11 protein-coding genes and 1 CRISPR repeat array (1 of these 12 running past the window's edge) are annotated in these 19,167 nt (G+C 63.7%); all 11 genes read right to left on the bottom strand.

The features are described 5' to 3' along the window. A CRISPR array of direct repeats spans window positions 1-3,277; the repeat unit is 36 nt; unit sequence GCTTCAATGGGGCCACGACCTTTCGGTCGTGGAAAT; it reaches 10,630 nt to the left of the window's first position. Window positions 3,278-3,663: 386 nt separating this feature from the next. Then, a complete protein-coding gene (gene cas2 / locus HRU71_05690; protein QOJ03007.1) occupies window positions 3,664-3,957 on the bottom strand; it encodes a CRISPR-associated endonuclease Cas2 in 294 nt (97 codons plus the stop codon). A 5-nt stretch (window positions 3,958-3,962) separates the two neighbouring features. After that, window positions 3,963-5,672 (bottom strand): CRISPR-associated endonuclease Cas1, encoded by a 1,710-nt coding sequence (cas1, locus tag HRU71_05685; GenBank protein QOJ04929.1) that lies wholly within the window; start codon window positions 5,670-5,672, stop codon window positions 3,963-3,965. A 368-nt stretch (window positions 5,673-6,040) separates the two neighbouring features. After that, on the bottom strand, window positions 6,041-7,348 hold the full coding sequence (locus tag HRU71_05680) for a TIGR02710 family CRISPR-associated protein (protein ID QOJ03006.1): 1,308 nt from the start codon (window positions 7,346-7,348) through the stop codon (window positions 6,041-6,043). Beyond that, the gene (locus tag HRU71_05675; GenBank protein QOJ03005.1) at window positions 7,345-8,328 is read right to left on the bottom strand and encodes a hypothetical protein; all 984 of its coding nucleotides are present in this window, start codon (window positions 8,326-8,328) and stop codon (window positions 7,345-7,347) included. Before HRU71_05675 ends, HRU71_05680 begins: the two co-directional genes overlap by 4 nt. Then, entirely contained in the window at window positions 8,325-9,038 is a 714-nt protein-coding gene (gene csm3 / locus HRU71_05670) for a type III-A CRISPR-associated RAMP protein Csm3 (GenBank protein ID QOJ03004.1), read from the bottom strand. Before csm3 ends, HRU71_05675 begins: the two co-directional genes overlap by 4 nt. Before the next feature lie 4 nt (window positions 9,039-9,042). Continuing rightward, window positions 9,043-9,552 carry a type III-A CRISPR-associated protein Csm2 gene (gene csm2, locus HRU71_05665; protein QOJ03003.1) on the bottom strand — a complete coding sequence of 170 codons (510 nt, stop codon included), beginning with the start codon at window positions 9,550-9,552 and terminating at the stop codon, window positions 9,043-9,045. Beyond that, window positions 9,549-11,180: a hypothetical protein gene (locus HRU71_05660; protein QOJ03002.1), complete on the bottom strand. Its 1,632-nt coding sequence runs from the start codon at window positions 11,178-11,180 to the stop codon at window positions 9,549-9,551. Before HRU71_05660 ends, csm2 begins: the two co-directional genes overlap by 4 nt. Further along, complete coding sequence (cas5u6u, locus tag HRU71_05655; GenBank protein ID QOJ03001.1) at window positions 11,174-12,829, bottom strand: type I-U CRISPR-associated protein Cas5/Cas6; 1,656 nt, start codon at window positions 12,827-12,829, stop codon at window positions 11,174-11,176. Before cas5u6u ends, HRU71_05660 begins: the two co-directional genes overlap by 7 nt. Next, entirely contained in the window at window positions 12,826-13,983 is a 1,158-nt protein-coding gene (gene cas7u / locus HRU71_05650) for a type I-U CRISPR-associated protein Cas7 (protein QOJ03000.1), read from the bottom strand. Before cas7u ends, cas5u6u begins: the two co-directional genes overlap by 4 nt. After that, window positions 13,980-16,370, bottom strand: a complete 2,391-nt coding sequence (gene csx17, locus HRU71_05645) for a type I-U CRISPR-associated protein Csx17 (GenBank protein QOJ02999.1) — start codon at window positions 16,368-16,370, stop codon at window positions 13,980-13,982. Before csx17 ends, cas7u begins: the two co-directional genes overlap by 4 nt. Then, entirely contained in the window at window positions 16,363-19,122 is a 2,760-nt protein-coding gene (locus HRU71_05640; GenBank protein ID QOJ02998.1) for a DEAD/DEAH box helicase, read from the bottom strand. The genes csx17 and HRU71_05640 overlap by 8 nt, the downstream gene beginning before the upstream one ends. Window positions 19,123-19,167 lie beyond the last annotated feature (45 nt).

Below are 19,167 nucleotides of genomic sequence, written 5' to 3'. Positions count from 1 at the left end.
GAGGCCCTCGAGCTTCAATGGGGCCACGACCTTTCGGTCGTGGAAATGGAGACAGATTATGAGTTGTGCCACGTTTCTGACAGGCTTCAATGGGGCCACGACCTTTCGGTCGTGGAAATTTTCATTCCAGCGGTCGGCGCGACGCAGCCAGCCTTGCTTCAATGGGGCCACGACCTTTCGGTCGTGGAAATCGGGAGAATGGAGACACAAATGGACCCCTTCGTTTATGGCTTCAATGGGGCCACGACCTTTCGGTCGTGGAAATATTGCCACGCCGCCCAGGGCCTCCACGCAGCGGATGCTTCAATGGGGCCACGACCTTTCGGTCGTGGAAATGAACGAGGATTCATGCGGTCGCGGCCCGACTTCTCGCTTCAATGGGGCCACGACCTTTCGGTCGTGGAAATGGCAAGATGCCGGAGTCTGCCGCAACTTCACCAGTGCTTCAATGGGGCCACGACCTTTCGGTCGTGGAAATCCAGTTGAATTAGACGGGCGTATCGCTGCGGTTGTCTCGCTTCAATGGGGCCACGACCTTTCGGTCGTGGAAATTCGGGCAGCGCTTTGTTGCTGCCTACGAAGTTAGCGCTTCAATGGGGCCACGACCTTTCGGTCGTGGAAATTTTTGTAGTCTCGTTTTGATTTCGTTGGAAGAAGCGCTTCAATGGGGCCACGACCTTTCGGTCGTGGAAATGTGTGTACTTTGGTGTTGTCGGCGCTTGAGGAAACGCTTCAATGGGGCCACGACCTTTCGGTCGTGGAAATGCACCGCCAGCGGTGCGCTCGTGGATGACGCGAAGGCTTCAATGGGGCCACGACCTTTCGGTCGTGGAAATCCGATCCGCGCTGGCTGATTGCGACAGACGCCGCGAGCTTCAATGGGGCCACGACCTTTCGGTCGTGGAAATGCCTACCTCCATAATTGGGAAGGCGGCAAACACGCCGCTTCAATGGGGCCACGACCTTTCGGTCGTGGAAATGTTCGCGCGAGCGCTGCCAGACCCTGACGAAGGCAAGCTTCAATGGGGCCACGACCTTTCGGTCGTGGAAATATCTCGATAATTGTCGATACATCTGGGAGCATGTCTGCTTCAATGGGGCCACGACCTTTCGGTCGTGGAAATGGATACACTACTGCTAGCAGGCAAGTAGCTTGCGGGCTTCAATGGGGCCACGACCTTTCGGTCGTGGAAATCATTCGTTGTGGAGAGGCTACTTCGCGTGCAGATTGGCTTCAATGGGGCCACGACCTTTCGGTCGTGGAAATGCGCTGCGGTCGGAACTGCGATAGCCGATTTCAGGGCTTCAATGGGGCCACGACCTTTCGGTCGTGGAAATATGCTTGCCGCCTTCCCAGTTGGCGAAGTAGGGGTCGCTTCAATGGGGCCACGACCTTTCGGTCGTGGAAATCGTCAGCGCTGGGAATCGAGAAGAAGGAGGAAGGCGGGCTTCAATGGGGCCACGACCTTTCGGTCGTGGAAATAATAATGCCTACGCGGTGATTCGCCGGAGACCTGGCTTCAATGGGGCCACGACCTTTCGGTCGTGGAAATCGTCTTTCCGGCTTTTTCCCACAGCTTCCAGAAATGCTTCAATGGGGCCACGACCTTTCGGTCGTGGAAATTCGCGTCTATTTGACGACGGCCCCTCTTACTGCCGGCTTCAATGGGGCCACGACCTTTCGGTCGTGGAAATGTCATTGTTCACACCGCCAACGACGTTCGGGAATATGCGCTTCAATGGGGCCACGACCTTTCGGTCGTGGAAATCTGAACCTGCACGCAAGGCTCATCGCAAGGGGTACGCTTCAATGGGGCCACGACCTTTCGGTCGTGGAAATAACAACCAGACCCTTGCACGCGGCGACCTGATCGTGCTTCAATGGGGCCACGACCTTTCGGTCGTGGAAATACTCCAGCGCGCCCATCCGAACCGTGGCCCGCTATGCTTCAATGGGGCCACGACCTTTCGGTCGTGGAAATGGCGACTTTTGCCCCGTATGCGAAAAGTTGACATGCGCTTCAATGGGGCCACGACCTTTCGGTCGTGGAAATGTGGTTTGCGAGCCGATGGTGGCTGCCGGACGCGACGCTTCAATGGGGCCACGACCTTTCGGTCGTGGAAATTGAAGAACGTCAAGAAGTCGAAACGTCGGAACGCTGCTTCAATGGGGCCACGACCTTTCGGTCGTGGAAATCCCGGACGATTCAGCCATCGCCACCATCCCGCAGAACGCTTCAATGGGGCCACGACCTTTCGGTCGTGGAAATTAAGTTCTCGCCATTTATAGAAAGGAAACGCAATGATGCTTCAATGGGGCCACGACCTTTCGGTCGTGGAAATACCAGAGCAGTTCGCCCACTCCGTTGTTTCCGCTTACGCTTCAATGGGGCCACGACCTTTCGGTCGTGGAAATCGGAGCGATCGGCTCGGCCAACGCAAACTACGCGGCGCTTCAATGGGGCCACGACCTTTCGGTCGTGGAAATCACGCAGACCGAGGCCGCGAAGCGGATAGGTATATCGCTTCAATGGGGCCACGACCTTTCGGTCGTGGAAATCCGACTTCGACCCTCAAAAACTTCAGGCGCTCTTTGTGCTTCAATGGGGCCACGACCTTTCGGTCGTGGAAATATCGACACCGGCGTAAGGATTGCCAGCGTTTTGGTTGCTTCAATGGGGCCACGACCTTTCGGTCGTGGAAATATGGAAGAAGTTGCCGGGATTGGAGAGCAGGAGCGTGCTTCAATGGGGCCACGACCTTTCGGTCGTGGAAATTCATCCGGCAATCCTGTCAACATTGGCATTCAGACGCTTCAATGGGGCCACGACCTTTCGGTCGTGGAAATTTCGCGACGATTACCGGCTCATCTTCCGCCGGAAGTGCTTCAATGGGGCCACGACCTTTCGGTCGTGGAAATATGGGAACCTTTCAACACCCCGCGGCTGGCCGGAAGCTTCAATGGGGCCACGACCTTTCGGTCGTGGAAATTGCCGCTCGGCCAACGCCTGATCCGGCGAGTAATTGCTTCAATGGGGCCACGACCTTTCGGTCGTGGAAATACTATCGAAAAGGTGTTGCCCGCGTGGATGGTCTGGCTTCAATGGGGCCACGACCTTTCGGTCGTGGAAATCTGCTATACGCCAGAAGAATTGGGCGCGGATTTAGACGCTTCAATGGGGCCACGACCTTTCGGTCGTGGAAATTCGCGGGCTTTGCTGATCCGATCATCATCAATCTGGCTTCAATGGGGCCACGACCTTTCGGTCGTGGAAATCGCCGACCGCGCAAGTCGATTGACGGCCGTAGTTTGCCGTGGGCATTTCGAGCGACTGGCGATCCGGGACCGCCGGCCGTGGCCGATGGCGGAGGTCGGATTGCAAGTCCAGTGGGTTCGGGCCCTTACGAATTCGAGCGACTCCCAACGTTTTGTCATCACCTCCTCGCTCGAAGGCGAAATCAAGTCTTAGACGGGTCCGGTAGCCTGGGACGACGTGGCAGGCGTGGGCCCGATATTCTGGCCGGTGCTTCCTGGTCGGCCTGGTTCCGAAGCCGTTGCTCCCTGCGAACATCATGCTACGGTCCGCCCTGCCCACCGTCGTCCGGGGTCGCTGGCCTGTGAGCGGAGATCTCCGTTGCGGGAGGCGGGCTCAATACGAGCGTTCAGACAATCACGACGCGTTGGCGCTCCCAAGACATCAACGGACTACCGAGGAATTCTACCTGATCATCGGAGCGGCCGTCAACAGGTCCGAGGCGGACGATCATGACGCGGTCGGTGCGGGTGTTCACAAGTTCGGTGAGGGCGCCGATCATGAGGGCCTTTTCGGCGCGGGAGAGATCGCACTTGAAAACCGAGAACTGGATGGGGTCGCCAAAGCCCTGCACCTTTTTGAACACGGCCTTGAGTCGCTTGGGGTCGGCAATGTCATAGCAGACGAGATAGCGATGGCGCATGGCGTTTAGCGGGTACAGAAGGGGACGTAATGGGGCAACTCACCTGCGAGGTGTGCGGCGAGGATGCGTGCCTGGACCTCGAGGACGCGGCGGTAGCTGATCGTGTATCCGAACATGGGATGGGTGACGAGCGAATCGAGGCGGCGTTCATAGGCGTCGAGGAAGGCCCGGCGGCCCGCCGGGCGAAGGGCAGCGGCATTGGCGCGGATGACGAAATCGGCCGGCCTGATCTCGCCGGTGTTAATGACCTGGATGACGACGCTGTCAGCGATGATCGGCCGAAACTCCTCGGCGAGGTCCAGGGCCAAGGCAGGACGGCCGTAGCGGGGCCGGTGGTACAGGCCTAGGAACGGGTCGAAGCCGACACCGACCAGTGCGGCTGTCAGCTCCTTGACCAGAAGGGCGTAGGCGAAGGAAAGCAGGGCATTGACGGGGTCACGAGGGGGGCGTCGGTTGCGGCCGGCGAAGTCAAAGGCGAACGGCGGTCCGTAAGAGGATTTGAGCATACCGGCAAAGTGCTGAAAATAGATTCGAGCGGCGCTGCCTTCGAGGCCCAGCAGAGAGTCAAGCGAGTCGGCAGCGGGGACGCGCTTGCGGAGGTCGTTAAGGTCTCGAAGTGCGAGATGCGGGCGGTCGGAATAGTTCCTCCGCAGGAGGGTGCGGCAGTTGCGGATTTTTCCGATGACGATGGCCTTGGCGAAGGCAAGGGAGGTGTCGGCGTTCGAGGCGGCCGCGTATTGGCGAATACGCAGCTCGACGTTCTTGTGCGGCATGCCGGTGGTGATGGCCGAGAACGAGCCGCCGAAGGTAAAGTAACAGACGGGAATACCACGGGCGACCAGTTCTCGGAGAGCCTGGGAGGAGACCTGGACGTTGCCGATGAGATTGAGCTGCGAGACGTCGAGCAACCGGATGGAACGAGGGGGATCGTCTTTGGCGACAATGCGGAGCTGGTCGCCCGACTTGCCCACGGAAGCACCTTGTTTTTGAACATAGACGGGGGCGGCCTCGATGCGAGCGGGAAGGAGACGACGAACTTCGCGGGCCGCGCCGCGCTCCTGATCCAGCAGGGCGTTGGTCTCATCGGGCAGGCAGATGCCGACGAGCGAGCAACCTGGACACTTGGGACTGTCCACCAGCGGCGGCGGGATTTGCCCTACGGCGGCCACTGCGTGGGCCTGGTCGCGCAGCTCGAGAGTGCGGCGGACGAGATCGTCGGTGATGGGAACCGTAACGCGGGTCTTGCCGGCGGCGTAATAGATAACTCCCTCGTCGCAGTCGAAACCATTCTCACGGAGGATCAGGGCCTGCGCACAAATCTGGACGCGATCCGGCTCCCATGCCCGTTCCGGGAGGTGATCCGGCGCTGCGCCTTTTTTGTAGTCGACGGGCGTCACGCGGCGGCCTTGGGCTTCGATGACATCGATTCGGGCGATGAGGCCCAGCGTCGGTGCCGACATCATGAGGGACCGGGCGTGAATTTCCCGGTCGGCGGGGCCGGCGCCGACACCAGAGGCGGGAACCGACTCGTCGATCAGTGGTTCCGCGCCCGCCGTGCGAGCGTCGTCGGGTTCGGGAACAGGGAGGTCACCGGATTCCTGATCGGCCCGTCTGTGGCGAAGGCGGCCCTCGATCGTGTCGGCGGAGTCTGCGAACTGTCCCTGGACGAACTCAAGGTAGTAGAGCCGCGGACAGTACGCGAACTCGTTGAGCATCCGCGCGGGTATGAGGTCCGGGACGCCGGGGCCGAGGATGGGCAGGCCGAGATCAGCGTCGGTGTTTGAAAGCGGAGGGGGCGAATCAGCCGACCCGGCCGGCGGGGCGGTGGAGGCACTCACCGCCGCGCCGCCGGGTGAAGCTGAATCGCATGTCGCTCGCTGGTCCGGTAGGGACATCTGCACCAGCCCTGGAAGTGGTATTCACTTGTCAAAGATCGGCGCGCGGTGCGGCCGCCTTCAGTTCTCACCGGCGCGGGTGAGATGATCGGACCCACGACGCGCGGCCCCGCCACGACGGGGGCGAATGCCGCGATTCAGCGGCGTCGCGAGGGGGCATGGTGTGGTCGTGAGGCGCTCCATGACGATCAGCTTTCCCTCGGAACCAGGCCAGCGGCGGGGAAGCGCCAATCGTCGGCGTCGGTGCGCTGGTCAAATGGCGCGATTTGGAGCAGGCACCGGAGCAATTTTTTATAAACAGTCTCGTTGACCGGCTCGAAGCCGTGGGCCAGGATGGACTGGTTGCGGGCGGCGAGTGGTGACTCTTCGTCGGCCAGCCCGAGTTCGAAGAATTTCCGGCCCAGCTCGTCGCCGCGCTCCTTCAGGAGTCGGTAGGCGTCCTGCAATCCGATGGCAAAGCAGCCGTTGTCGCGTCCACGGTTGGCCCACTCCGTACGGAGTACGTCGGGCAACTGTGCCAGAGAAACGGCCTTCGTGTCGGGGATGTCATGATTCTCGCGCAGTCGGACCTGGGCGAGGGCTTCGCAGGCGCGGTAAAGGCGGGCGACGGCGTCGTCGAAACGTTGCTCGGCGGCGCGGCGGCGGGCGTTGTCCATGAGGTCAACGACCCATTCAACAGTCGGTTCATTCAGCTCGGTCAATTTCGCAACGCGGTCACGATGCTGCTGAAGGCGCGTCAACAGCGCGGAAGCTTCGTGAGGGAAAATGGCAGCGAGGTCGTTGCGGTTCTTCAACGCGTCGGCGAAGTGATGCTCGGCCTTCCGATGCGCGAAGCGGTCCCAAGCGGCGTAGGCGTCGATGACGGCCTTGAGCGTGGCCAGCTCGCGCTTGACCTCCGGTTTGCCGGCGTTTTTCACCGCGCCGTCGAGCAGATGAGCGGCGGCGGCGTATCCGCCGTGATTGAAGACTGTGACGGCGTCTTCGACGGCCTGGTAGCCGAGGGCGTCCCAGGGTTTGGCAGAATAGACGACGCGCTCGGTGCCCGTTTCGACGACGCCGACGCCGCCCTTGGTGCGCTGCTGGCCGCCGACGTAGGAGAACTGGCACGGCCAGCGGCGGGCGACGAGGGCGAGTGTGGCGGTCATGCACTTGGTGCCGGCGGTGAAGTCGACGACGACGCGGAAGTCGGCGCCGTCGCGGGTGAGCCAGTCGGCCACTTCGGAATCGAGCGTGCGGAGGGCTGCGACGCCGGAGAGGAGGTTTTCGGCGTCGGGGACCGGTTTGACGGTGTACTGGCCGGGACTGAGCGGATCGCCAGCGGCCTCGGCGAAGGCGCGGAGGACGGCGTCGACATGGGCGCGCGTCTGGTTGGAGGGGATAAAGATGACGCGCGCCGGTCGCCAGTGCAGAAGGGACTTGACAATCGGATCGGGCGTACCGCCGACGGAGCAGATGAGGAGGGTTTGTGACATCGATTCCTGATCCATCTTCGTCATGACTCCATTTCTGCCGCCAGGTTCAGCCTCGCAGGGACGGCCAAACCGAATGCCGGATGGACGAGCTCGATGCTTCTTGCGCGGAGTTCGGACGCAGATGCCTGCGGGAGCACGAGGTCCATCGGCAGAGCCCTTCCGAGAAACGGGCGAGCCGGATCGGTGCGGAAGCAAGCGCCGGGTCGGAACATGATGAGCGTATGCTTGCGGACGTCGGCAAGGCCGAGGTCGGGGCCGAGCTTGCCGAACTTGGGGAAGGCCTCCCAGCAGCCGTCGGTCGGGTCGCCGGGGGCCGGTTGAAACGTGGAAAGCACGATCAGACCGTCGGCGTCCTGCGGCGCAGCGTCCAGGTCGGTAGCAGGTTCGGGGTCTCCGGCGATCTCGAACTGGCCGCGGCCAGTGGCGACGTCTGCACCGAAGCCGGTGAGTGAAAGTTCGTGCAGCAGGTCGCGGAGGAGGTCGGCGGCTGCGTCGTCCGCGGCGCGGAAGTAAAGCGTGAGCGCGGTTCGGCCGTTGTGCCCGGTGCGCAGGTGCGTGTCCGGTCTGGAGAAGAGGCCGCCTTCTTCGAGGGATGCGTCGGAGTCGCGGGCGAGCGTGTTGTGGCGGGTGGTTTCGTCGAGGAAGACGGCGGAGTCGGGCAGGAAGCGATCCCATGGCACATCGGCGTCGGGAGTCGCGGCGCGGAGTGTCAAGAAATCGTCACGAGATAGCCAGCGGCCGCGCTTGACGGCCTTGCGGTCCGCGTCGGGCGGCGGTTGGGCCAGGCGCACGGTGACGGGCACCGGCAGCAGATCGCCGGGAAAGGCGTCGGAGAGGACGCACGGCGGGGAACCGGCGAGCATGGGTTCGATGAGGCGCTGGCGGAGGAAGGCAGCGCCGTGGACGCGGGCGGCGGTAGCGCAGAGCGCGCCGATGAGGGTGTCGGCCTGCCAAGGCGTGCGCCATGGGGAACGGGGGCAGAGTTTGAGGCGGTAGAGCTTCATGAGGTTGCGCCAGGAGTGATGCAGGGACCGGCGGAAATGTTCCTGGCTCGGCTGGTGCGTTTGCACTTCTCGACGCTGCCGTCCCAGTGGATCTTGACCTTGCCGTAACCCTTGCTGGTTCCGGCGCCGATGCCGGTCTGCTCCATTTCCCAAAGGGCGTGATCGACGACTTCGAGCAACGCGTTGGCGCCGGTCAGCTCGTTGCCGTCGGCGTTCTTGTACTTGAACTGCGCGTCGATATCGAATACCTGAACGCCGATTTCGAGGGCGAACTTGGCCCCGGGGGCGACGCGTTCGACGGTGCGGGGGTGCTCGGCGGCGCCGGTGTCGCGGCGATTGGTGGATTCGGTCTTGTTCTCGATCGCGAATTCGCCGCTGATCAGCGGGGCGTCGCGGAGGATGATGCGCGTGGGGCCGAGCTGGTGGTTGGTTTGCTTGTGCGGGCCGAAGACACGACAGATGGGGCACTTGGCGTCGGCGCAGCCGCAGGGTTCGCGTCCGTAAGTCGTCTTGCCGAGGGCCTTCTCCAGGCTGGAGCGCATTTTGCCTTTGATGGATGAGCCGGGGATATAGGGGCGACCGGTGACGGGGTCTTTGATGCAGGTGAGATCGGTGCCGCCGATCTGGAGGATGTCGTCGGACCCGCCGATGCGTGTTCCGGAGAGCAGTTCGATCTCGGGGCGGATGACGTAGTGGTCGACTTTCTTCATTTCATCAACTCCTTTCCTTCTTGAAATGGGCTTGTCCGAAGCCGACGAGAGCCTCGAAGTGGGGCAGGAATCCCTTCAGAAAGTCTTTTTCGGATTTGATCGCGTCGACATTGCGCTGGATGAAGTCGTGGAAGAGCGTGGGAATCTTCGGAGGAGACTTGGAAACACCGTCGGAGGCGGCGATGGCCAGCTTCTTGACCTCGGGCCAGACGGCGGTCCAGGAGGTCCCGCCGGATTTCAGACGGGTTTCGAGCGCACGGCAGTGGCCGAAGTAGCGGCGAACCTGGTGCGAGGTGAGGCTCGCCATTTTCTTCACGAGCGGCTCGACTTTTTCGCGGCTGACGTATTCGATCTTCAGGCAGCCGTCGTCGTCGAAGTAGCCGCCCTTGAGGTAGTCGGGCCAGTAATTCGTGACCCTGTCATCACGTGGTAGATCCCGACCGCCAGCGTACCCCTGTTGACGGCCGCCCTGTTGGCCGCCTCCGCCGTAACCGGCACGGTTGTATTGATTCATGGCTTGTCCTCCGAACCGCCGGATCGCGTGGCGAGCATAGCGTATCGCACGATGGCCGGCAGGTGAATCGTATGCACGTGTGCTGTGGTATCGAACTGATCAAACTCGCGCAGGACGGCGTCGATCCAGTCGCGTGCGGCGTTGGCCGCGCGATCTCCGTCGTTGCGGGGATTGTTGCGCTTGCCCGGCCAGTTCCGGGCGACGTGATACGCCAGTCGCGAGGTGCCGACGGCTGGGTGTACGTCGGCGTATTCGGGTCCGGCCTGTCCGCGGCGCAGGAGGGCCAGTTGCAGCAGCGTGTGCAGCCAGCCGCGCTGGATGATGCCCGCATCCACCCAGTCGGCCAGTTGTTTTCCGGCGCCGATGATGGCATCGTGGTTGGCCCATTTCCAGAGGCCGCCCAGCGCGGCGCATTGGTCCTTGGGCTGTGCGGCATGCGGCGCGATGTGGCTCTTGGCTTCTTCAAGCAGTTCTTCAGCCTGCCGAACGGCCAGATGGACGGGATACCTTGACTTGACGATCGCCGCGCCGGCGCTGATCGTCAGCGGTATTGAGCAGGGGCGTTCGCGCGCTGCGGTGCCGAAGTGCTGGTCAAAGAGTTGGCACATGTGAGCGGCGAAGTCGAGCATGACGTCCCACGGGCCGACGGCGAGCATGTCATCGCCGCCGGAGAAGACGGTGTAGATGAGATCCCACGGCTTGCGCCGCTTTTCGGCTTCGAGCGTCTCCGCGAAGAAGCGGTCCAGCGACTGGCTCAGCCTCCGCATGGCGGTGAGGCCGTCGCCGTCGGAGTCGCGAAGCGCCGCGGATACCACGGTGCCGAGTGAGTCTGCGTCGGCTTTGAGCACGCCGAGCATGGGTGCGCCGCGCGACTGCCGGGCCAGGTCGAGGAACTCGATGGGCTGGCCGTGTCGATCTCGTGGCACGTGCCGCGCCAGATGGCGGGGATGGAAGAGGCCGCGATCGATCGAGGGCGGCGGGGTTTCCGGCTGGGCAAGATTGCTGCACGAGACCAGGTTGGCCCCCGAGTCCGGTTCATTGGCTTCGAGTGACACGCGGTAGCCGAGGGTGCCTGCGCGGGTCGCATCATCAGGCCGCCGGATGGTCAGCCATCGGGCGGAGACGAGGCGGCGCCCCAGATCAGCGTCGCGCTCGGCCTCCCCGTCGGCGTCCCAGATCGCGCGAACCGACAGCGCGCCGTCCGGCCATGTGCCGCGGTCGGCGGCAGTGGTGGCGTAGGGACGCAACTTTTCGGCGACCAGCGCACGGCCCGCGCGTTCAAACCGCTCGGCAAAGCTGCCGGGCCTTTCTTCCACCGCAATCGACAGGCGCAGCCGACCATGGGTTTCCTCGAGCAACTGCCGCTCCATGTCCTGGGCCGCCTCGCGCACCGCGCAGATGGCGCCCCCAGAAAGTCCCGTGGCGTCAATGCAGACCTTGCCCGCCGCGCTGAACAGGAGGCGGTGGTAGGCAAGCTCGGCCGCTTCGAGCAGGCGCAGCGCGACGCATTCGGCGATGAGCTGGATCCGGAACGAGCGATTGCGGAGCGAGCGGGCCTGCCCGCCGCCGGACTCGCGGACGTCGAACAGGAAGTCCTGGATGCCGGACAGAGAGGCGAGAATCAGCATGGAATGCCCTCTCCTGATCTGTTGGTTGAGTCTGGCACAAACAAGCCCATGCCGAAGTGCGACGAATGGCCCAGGGCGATGGGGCCGGCGACCGGCTGCGGGAACGTGATGCGAAACGCACCGGCGAGGCGTAGGCCGCCGTCGTCGCCGGGCTTGCGACGAAAGCGATTGAACTGGATCGGCCGCCAGCGACCGGCGATTTTGAACGCGCCGCCGTCGAGCACGGGAGTGATGTTCACCTTGTTCACTTTGTCTGCGTTGCTGGCGAAATCGGGGAGCACGGCACGAATCTGACTGCGCAGATCGGACATGAGAAAATCGACACGCGCCTGCGACGACGACGTGTCGATCCGGTCTCGCCCTCGAGCCTTCGCGTGCCGCGTGGCGACGTACGGCGTAGCGGAGACCCAGCCGCTTGACGCCCGAAGCGGCCCTGGGCAGTACTCGTCGAGCGTGCCCATGCCCAGCAGAAGCAGGTGAAGCGGATGGCGTTCTTCGCCCTTTCGGCCGGTCTTCAGTTCACGCAGGCGGTCCAGCGCGCGGCGCTCTTCGGGATCGAAGCCGTCGCGCGCGAAAACCGTGAGATGGTCGAGTCGGCCGTCGCCGTCTTCGTCGGTGGGCAGGAAGTACGCATGGATGTGGCCGACGAGGGGCTGGCCGCGTTCGTCCTTGCCAGAGAGGATGGGCGAGCGGCCGCGAACGCCGTTGCGCTTCGTGAGTTGACCGTGAATGCTCATCAGCTTGCGGCGCGCCGCCTCGGCAACGGGGAGCGTCTCCGTCACCATCGGCAGGACCGTCGAATCGAGTACGTAGCGGACGACCTGGATGTGCGGGCGGTCCGGTGAACGAGAACCGGTCCGCGCCGTCGGCTCAATTTTGAAGCAGTCGCGCGGGCGGGCGTATTGGACCCATCGCGAGCCGGGCGGGTCAGACCACTTCTCGTCGTGCAGTTGCAGCGTTTCCATGCAGAGGTTCCATGCCGGGTCGTAAATGGTAATGCGTTCCTCCGCTGTCTGTCTGTTCCTTCCGCGGCCGATGGTCTTCACGTTCACCTTGACAACGTGGCTGTCCGCGAACGCCGTGCCCGGGTCGGGGCAGAGCAGGCGGATGATTTCGCAGTCGTCGGGAACGCCGGCGCCGTTGAGCGGCTCGACGTGGACTGATCTGCGATTCTCAATCATGGCGCAAGCGTCATCGTCGTTCATAAGCCGCGCCTCACACCAGGACTCGGAGCGGCCGAGGGTGTTGACGTTTGCGAGAATGCGGTTCAGCGTATCGCGCTGCGCGTCGTCAAGCGAAGCCTCCGGCCAGCGGACAAGCAGCGCCGCCTCGCGCGAAACGGCGACAAAGGTGTCAAACACCAGCGTGCGGTCATCCGGGCCCTTCTTGAACCAGGGCATGTAGTGGCGCGTGTGGCCGGTTGAGGCGGGCGGCAATATGAACCGCGGCGGCGCGGCGGCGAGCGCCTCGAAGATAGGCCTCATCTCCGACTCGGCCACGTCCGGCATCGTGCGCTTCCACGTCGCGACCAGCGCGCGGAGAATCCGCCACGGCGAGGGCGGCCACTCGACCGCGCCTTCGTTGACGTGCCGGCCCCACGGCGTGGCGTGGTAACGGCCGGCGAGGAACTTAAAGGAGATTGCGATCATTCGTCGTCGTCCTGTTGATCATCCGTGTTACTATCGCCGGCATTCTCGTCTTCGGCCTCGTCACTCTCCTCAGACTTCTTGCCCTTGCCGCTCTTTTTTTTGCCTGGCTTCCACTCGACCAGCGTGACGGGGCGGTCTTTGAAGTCGCCGTCCTTCTGCGCTGCGGCAAAGTACGGCTTGCAAGCGCCGATCAGCTGCGTGCATTCCGCCAGGAGATCGCTTTCGGACGGCACTGCGAAACCGCCGGGCCGCGTGACGGTCAGTTCACCATCAAGTTCCAGGTCGCAGGCGGTACGCAAGCGCAGGCCGGTAGAAAGGAACCGGCGGATCTTGAACAGCGACAGCGCAATCAGCAGCTTCTCGGGGTCTGACCATTCAAAGCCGCCGTCCGTTTTCCGGTCAGGATTGTGCCCCAGGCCGTAGCCGCGCAGCAGGGCCAGGTCCAGGTTGAAATAGGCCTTGATCTCTCGCGCAGTGAACTCGGTCCGATGTAAGGGGACATTGCCTTCGCCGCCCTTCAGTTCGGGCTGAACAATGTTGTTCTTGACGCCACCGCTCTCCGCTACGGCGACCCCGCAAGCCTCGATGAAGCCCGATAGGGCCCGCGTCGCACGTAATCGACCTCCGATCTCTTCGAGAAAACACCCGTGAATGAGGCTGTTGGGATCGTACTTGAGCAACCCCGCGTGGAACTTCTTCCAATCGACACGACCATCCTTCTCATAGCCGATCTCTGTGGCAAACTCCTCGCTGAATGGCTTGTTGGCGATTTCCCGGTTCCCGTTTATCTCTAAGATGCGCCACGCCTCCTTCATCACGTACTCGGAGTTAATCCGATGCGCTTCCAACAGGGAATTGCTCACGTGCCTGTTGTTCGCGTCTATGATCTTGATGTATGGCAGGCCGCGCAGTTCAGCGATCAAATCCTCTGCTGGAGCGTCCCAACAGGCCAGCTCCATGCGGTTGGCCACGGACTGCACGGAGTCGACCAGCAGCATCTCCGTCCCGTCGGGCAGCGTGTAACGGGCCGGCCCGAGATCGGCGAAGCCGGTGGGTTGGAAACGGTGGCCCTGAAGCGGTTTCAGCCTGGCCTCCATGAGGAGGCGCGGGGCGTCCTTGAGTGCTTGATAATCAATCGTGTTGCCATTGCTCATTGGGATTCTCCTGCCGCCGAAGCGGCGAGTGCTTCGGCCGCGTCCGATCCGTCGGCGCGGCAGACCAGATGAACGAGTCGGTTGACGGATTCTGATGCAATCGGGATCAGCAGCGCGGCGGCCAGTCGCTGGGCACGACGCGGTTCAATGATTCGTTCGGCCCAGGCGCCGTCGCGCATCACGCCGGTCGGCAATGGCCCCGGCATCGGCGGCAGGCCGGAGACGCGCAGGCGCTGGGCGGCGATCCGGCACGCCTCGCCGATCCGTCCGGCGCGGAGAAGCGGCAGGATGCGCGGCTCGGGACGGATGACGATGCCCGATTCGAGGTGCCTGCGACGCGGGTTGACTGGATCAGTCCGGAGCCGGGCAAGCCGCCACCGGACCTTGTCGCCGGGCCGTTCGGCCACGAGCGGCCGCGGCAGGAACAGAAGTTTCAGCAGGGCGTACTCGCGCGGCAGCGGGTTGGGATCGGCCCGCTGACCGTCGCGGCTCTGATTCATGCCCGCAGGCGCAAGATCCCGGCGCCACGTGTCGATCAGCATCAGTCCCCAGATCAGTTCCTCGATCCGCGCGTCGTCGAGCTCGCCGGCGATGAAGGCCGCGATAACGTCGAGCGGCACGGTGAAGCGCGACGCCAGCGGCAGGCGCTGGCAGCCGGCGCGCTCACCGTCCATCATGCGGCGCTGGAGGACGTTGGCCAGATTCGTCGCCAGGTCGGCGGCGTTCCAGACGACGCAGCGCTCCTTCTCGGCCCAGGCGCGGCAGCGCTTCTGCCAATCCACGGGTTCCAGATTCGTGCGCAGCGGTCCGATCTTCGGCTGCTCGGCCGGGCCGTCCGGCTCGTGATGCACCCCGGCCAGGGCCAGGGCGATGCTGTACTCGCGCGATCCGTCATCGGCGGCCCCGATCCACTCCGCCGACAACCCGGCGAGCGGTTTGAGTTTCTTGTCTTCCCGGAACCGCTCCGTATTGGCGAGTTCCCGTTCGGCCGCGCCCAGCGCGACGATGATCCTCTGGAAAAACGCCGCGCCGCCGTACTTGCAGAAATCGAAGATTGCCGAGTCTATCCGCCGCAGCGCCGAAGCGAATCGCGGCGGGGGGTTCTTATCACCAGCGGCACGACGGAAGCCGTTGAGCCAAGGATCAACCTCGCGCAGTCGATCGACATCGGTGCGCTCGACGACCTCAAACCGCCCCAGCGGCGCGGCCAAGTAGGCCTTGCCGCTGCGCTTCAGGAACCCAAGCCGGTTGAATCCTGTGATGCCGCGGTCTACACCGAGACCCGTTACGGCGCGGGCGAAGTCCGCTCCGTCCCGTGCCGCGCGCCTGGAAACCTCCGCACGCCCTTCGCCGAAGTGCTGACGGAGTTCGGCGACGTTGGTCGGGCGGGTCCAGAGCGGGAGCCACAGCTCACCTCGGGAATCCACTCCGTCCTTGGATGCTGGCGAATCGAAGCCGGCGGCGATGGCGCGAACCGTGAACGGGAACGCTGCTCGTGCCGAATCTGCGACGCCGAACCGTCGTACCGCGGCCCCAGCGAGGACAAGCGCGCCCTCCATCATGAAGATGAAATCCCACGGGTCGTCGGTCGAGTCGCCCTCCATGCCCTGCGTGGCGTTCGGTCCGCCCGCACGCCCTGGAGCGAACTGGCCAACACTTGCCGAGTGGAGTTTTGCTGTCGATGCGAAGAGGGCATGGGCAAGCCATGCTCGAGATTCGTCAGTCGCCTGCTCTTCCTTATGCAAGCCGAGCGAGACGATCCGTTGCATGAAGTTCTGCGTAAAGTCGAGACGGCCGTCGTTGCCGCCCGTGCCGAGTAGAGGGGCAAACCCCTGCCCGTCCTGCTGAAGCACCATCGCGGCGTCCATCCACGCGACGACTTCGTCGGGCAGTTCGCGCCGGTATCGGCGGATCAGGCGGGTCTTGTCCTCGTCCTTCGGCTTGTCGCCGATTTTCTCCTCATCGATGATTGCTTGGACGGTCCGGATCACCTCCGCGCAAAGACCGACGCGAGACGTTTTGCTGTTGCTCAACTCCTTCACGTACTTTGTGTTGTCCTTCTTGAAGAATCCGGAGCCGCCGGCCCAGGGTGCGACGATCGGTGTGGGCTTGTATACCTCCAGGAAGAACGTCACCAGGGCGTCGCGGTCGAGCTTGGATCGCAGCCAGAAGACGTCGTTCTTCCACCAGCCGCGGGCGCCGGGGTCCTTCTGTTCGCTCACCAGGCGCAGAACGCCCAGGGCCTTCAGGTACGCCATCAGCGGTTCCGGCGTGCAGCCCGGCAGTTCCAGGTCGTGGTGGTTTGATCCGAGCCGCGACTGTGGGGGAGTGGGTTCCAACGATTTGTGCTCGGTACCTGCATCATCGTGGCGTTGCAACTCAGCCATCGCTCGCTCCCTCGCTGTCATCCGTGTTGTCAGCCGTTTGACTGGTCGCCGCCCGACTCGCCCGCATGTCCGCCGCGCGGAGGATCGCCTCCAAGTACGCCAGGCGGAATGGTCCGAGCGTATCGCGCAGGCGGATCATGCGCTCGGCCCACGACGGCTGACCGGCAAACTGCCCCTGTTCGCACAGGCCCAGTTCCATCGGTTCCAGCGAGAGCGTGACCCGGGGCGCGATGATCCGGGTGCCATCGCCGTTTTGACCAAGGTCGACCTCCGGTAGTTCGTCGCCGTCCCATACGCCGCGGGCGAAGCGCCGTTCGTGCCCATCGGTGTCAGTCCGCGGGTTCGGCCGCTGCTCGTTGGGCAGCGAGCGGATCGACAGCCGCACCTTGCCGTGATGTGCGGCGACGAGGTACGCGACAAGGTTGAGGTCATCGTCGCGCAGTTTTTTGAGCGCATCGTGCGGGCGCTGGAGCACGGCCAGCGCGGAAGCCAGCTCGTGCCGGAAATGCCGGCGGGCGTACCGCTTCCACGAACCGGGTGCCTTGGCCCACTGAACTGCGTGGTTCGGCATGCCGTCCGGCAGGGCGCCGCAAAACACCTGATGCGCCTTGCCCCAGTCGTGGTGCCGTGCCGCTTCTTTCAGCACGCTGGCCTGGCGACCGTCGAGCTTAAGTGACTTTACGATCGCGACCAGTTCCCTGAACACCGCGTCCGTGTGCTCGGCGATCGTCTGCCACACGCCGGCGCGGGAAAGCCGGTCCGAGTCAGTCCCGTCGAGCGTTTCACCCGCGGCACCCGACGGGGAGGCAAGGGGCGCAACGCGCGCTGTGCTCCCAGGATCCCATCCCGTTTTCGCCGAGTACCCGCCCGCGTCAGCATGGATCAGGAACACCTGTCCGGGCGCAATGGCGTCCGCCCGAGCCGGCTCCCACTTCTCGTCGAGAAAGCTCCAACGCCAGACGCTGTTAGCGTGCTCGTTCACGAACTTGCGGAACTCGGTGTAAGTCGTCTTCCCCTTGGTGTCCTTTTTCACCGCCCCGATCGGCGCCGGGCAGAGTTCCTCCCGTCGCGGGGCCGGTTCAATACGTGGGGCGCCCTTCTCCGCGTCCTTTCCCCCGATGTTGTTCGGCGTGGCGCCCTTCTCCGGGTCACCATAGTCGCGCCAGAACACGCGCACGTCCGAGTCCTCGACCTCGCGCACGAAGCGGTCGATGTCGATGTCGTTGCCGGCCAGGTCCGGCGTCGTGTCGAACAGGTCGATCAGATCCCGCCGGCGGATGACGTGGGTGTGATTGAACGGCAGGTTGACGTCCAGCGCACTCAGCGCGGCCAGGCTGACGCTCCGTTGCGCCTCGGGCTGTTCGGCGATGGCTCCCAGCGTGTCGCGTGCCTTCCGCAGGTCTTCCGCGTCGTACGGCGCGGCGTCCTTGTCCGGCACGTCGATCCACCGCACGGATGCGCGTTCATTCTGCTCTCCGCGCCGGTTGCACCGCCCGAATCGTTGTACCAGCGACGCCCACGGCGCCAGCTCCGTGAACAGCGTCGCGGCGCTCACATCCACGCCGGCCTCGATGACCTGCGTGCTGACGACGATCGTGCCTTCGGGCGGCGGATCGGCGAGCGCCTCTTCGACTCGCTCGGCTCTGTCGGGAGGCCGAAACCGCGAGTGCAGGAGGACGACCTTCGGCGTTTGGTCTCCCGGCGACGCCTGAACCGGCGTGTCCGCGCCCTTTCCTCGCCTGCCCCGTTGAGCCTTCGATCCCCCGGCCATCGATGTGCGCAACGCCTCAAACAGCGCGTAGGCCCGCTTGACCGTGTTCACCACGACGATCGTCCGCGTGCCGCGCTTGTGAGCCTTGCGAACTTCGTCGGCGAGGCTGGCCGCGTCGCCCATCGTCGCCGAGGACTTCCCGAGCGGTTTCTTCGCCGCCCAGCGCTTCTTGATCTCTTCGTTGTCGTGATCCGTTTTGTCCAGCTCCAGAACAACCAGGTTGCCAACGCGATCCTTGAAATCCACAGTCTCCAGCCACTTTCGGTCGAGCGTTGCAGACATCCACACGCTGAGGCAACCGTGGCCTTCCTTCGCGTGGGGCGATTCGTTGGTGGGTAAAAGTCGGCGGAACGCCTCCAACTGCGCCGTCGTCGCCAGCCCGCTGCCCATCAACTGGATTTCGTCGAAGACCCACAGGCAGTCCGTGTTGAGCAGCCCGAACTGCATCGGCCAGCGCGAGCGGCTGGCCGCGTACCCGCGGTTGAGCGCCCGCGACAAAAGCATGTCCTGCGTGCCGATGATGATGGCTTCGCGCTCGGGGTGGAGGTCCCAGTCGTCCTCATCCTCACCGCCCATCAGGACGTATACCGCGACGGTGCCCGGTTTGTCGGCGCTCGGTACGTACTTCGCAACGCCGTCGTTCGGCGTCGCCTGCCGACCCCAGCTCAGCGGAGGATCGAACGTCACCTCGCCGCCGAGCCGACCCACGTTGTGCAGCCATCGGATCGCGTTGTCCCGCGTCTGCTCCACCAGCACCCGCATCGGCAGGCAGTACACCAGCCGCCGCGGCGTCTGGCGGCGTAGCTCGTCGCCCGCCCCGAACCGCCGCCACAACCAGCCCACGACGGCCATCGCGGTCTTGCCCAGTCCGGTCGGGATATTGACCAGCGCCGGCAGCTCGCGCGCAAAACGCTCTTGAAATCCGAAGCAGCTTTCGCCGACGGCCTGCAAAAAGAAATTTGAGATCGAGCTTGGACCCATACTCGTCACTCGTCTTCATGTCCTGACAGGTTACCGCGCCTCGGC

This window comes from Planctomycetia bacterium, from assembly GCA_015200345.1.
In the GTDB taxonomy this organism is placed as follows: Bacteria; Planctomycetota; Phycisphaerae; order UBA1845; family UTPLA1; genus PLA3.
The sequence above is the reverse complement of the archived record's forward strand: the minus strand, read 5'-3'. Positions and strand labels throughout refer to the sequence as shown.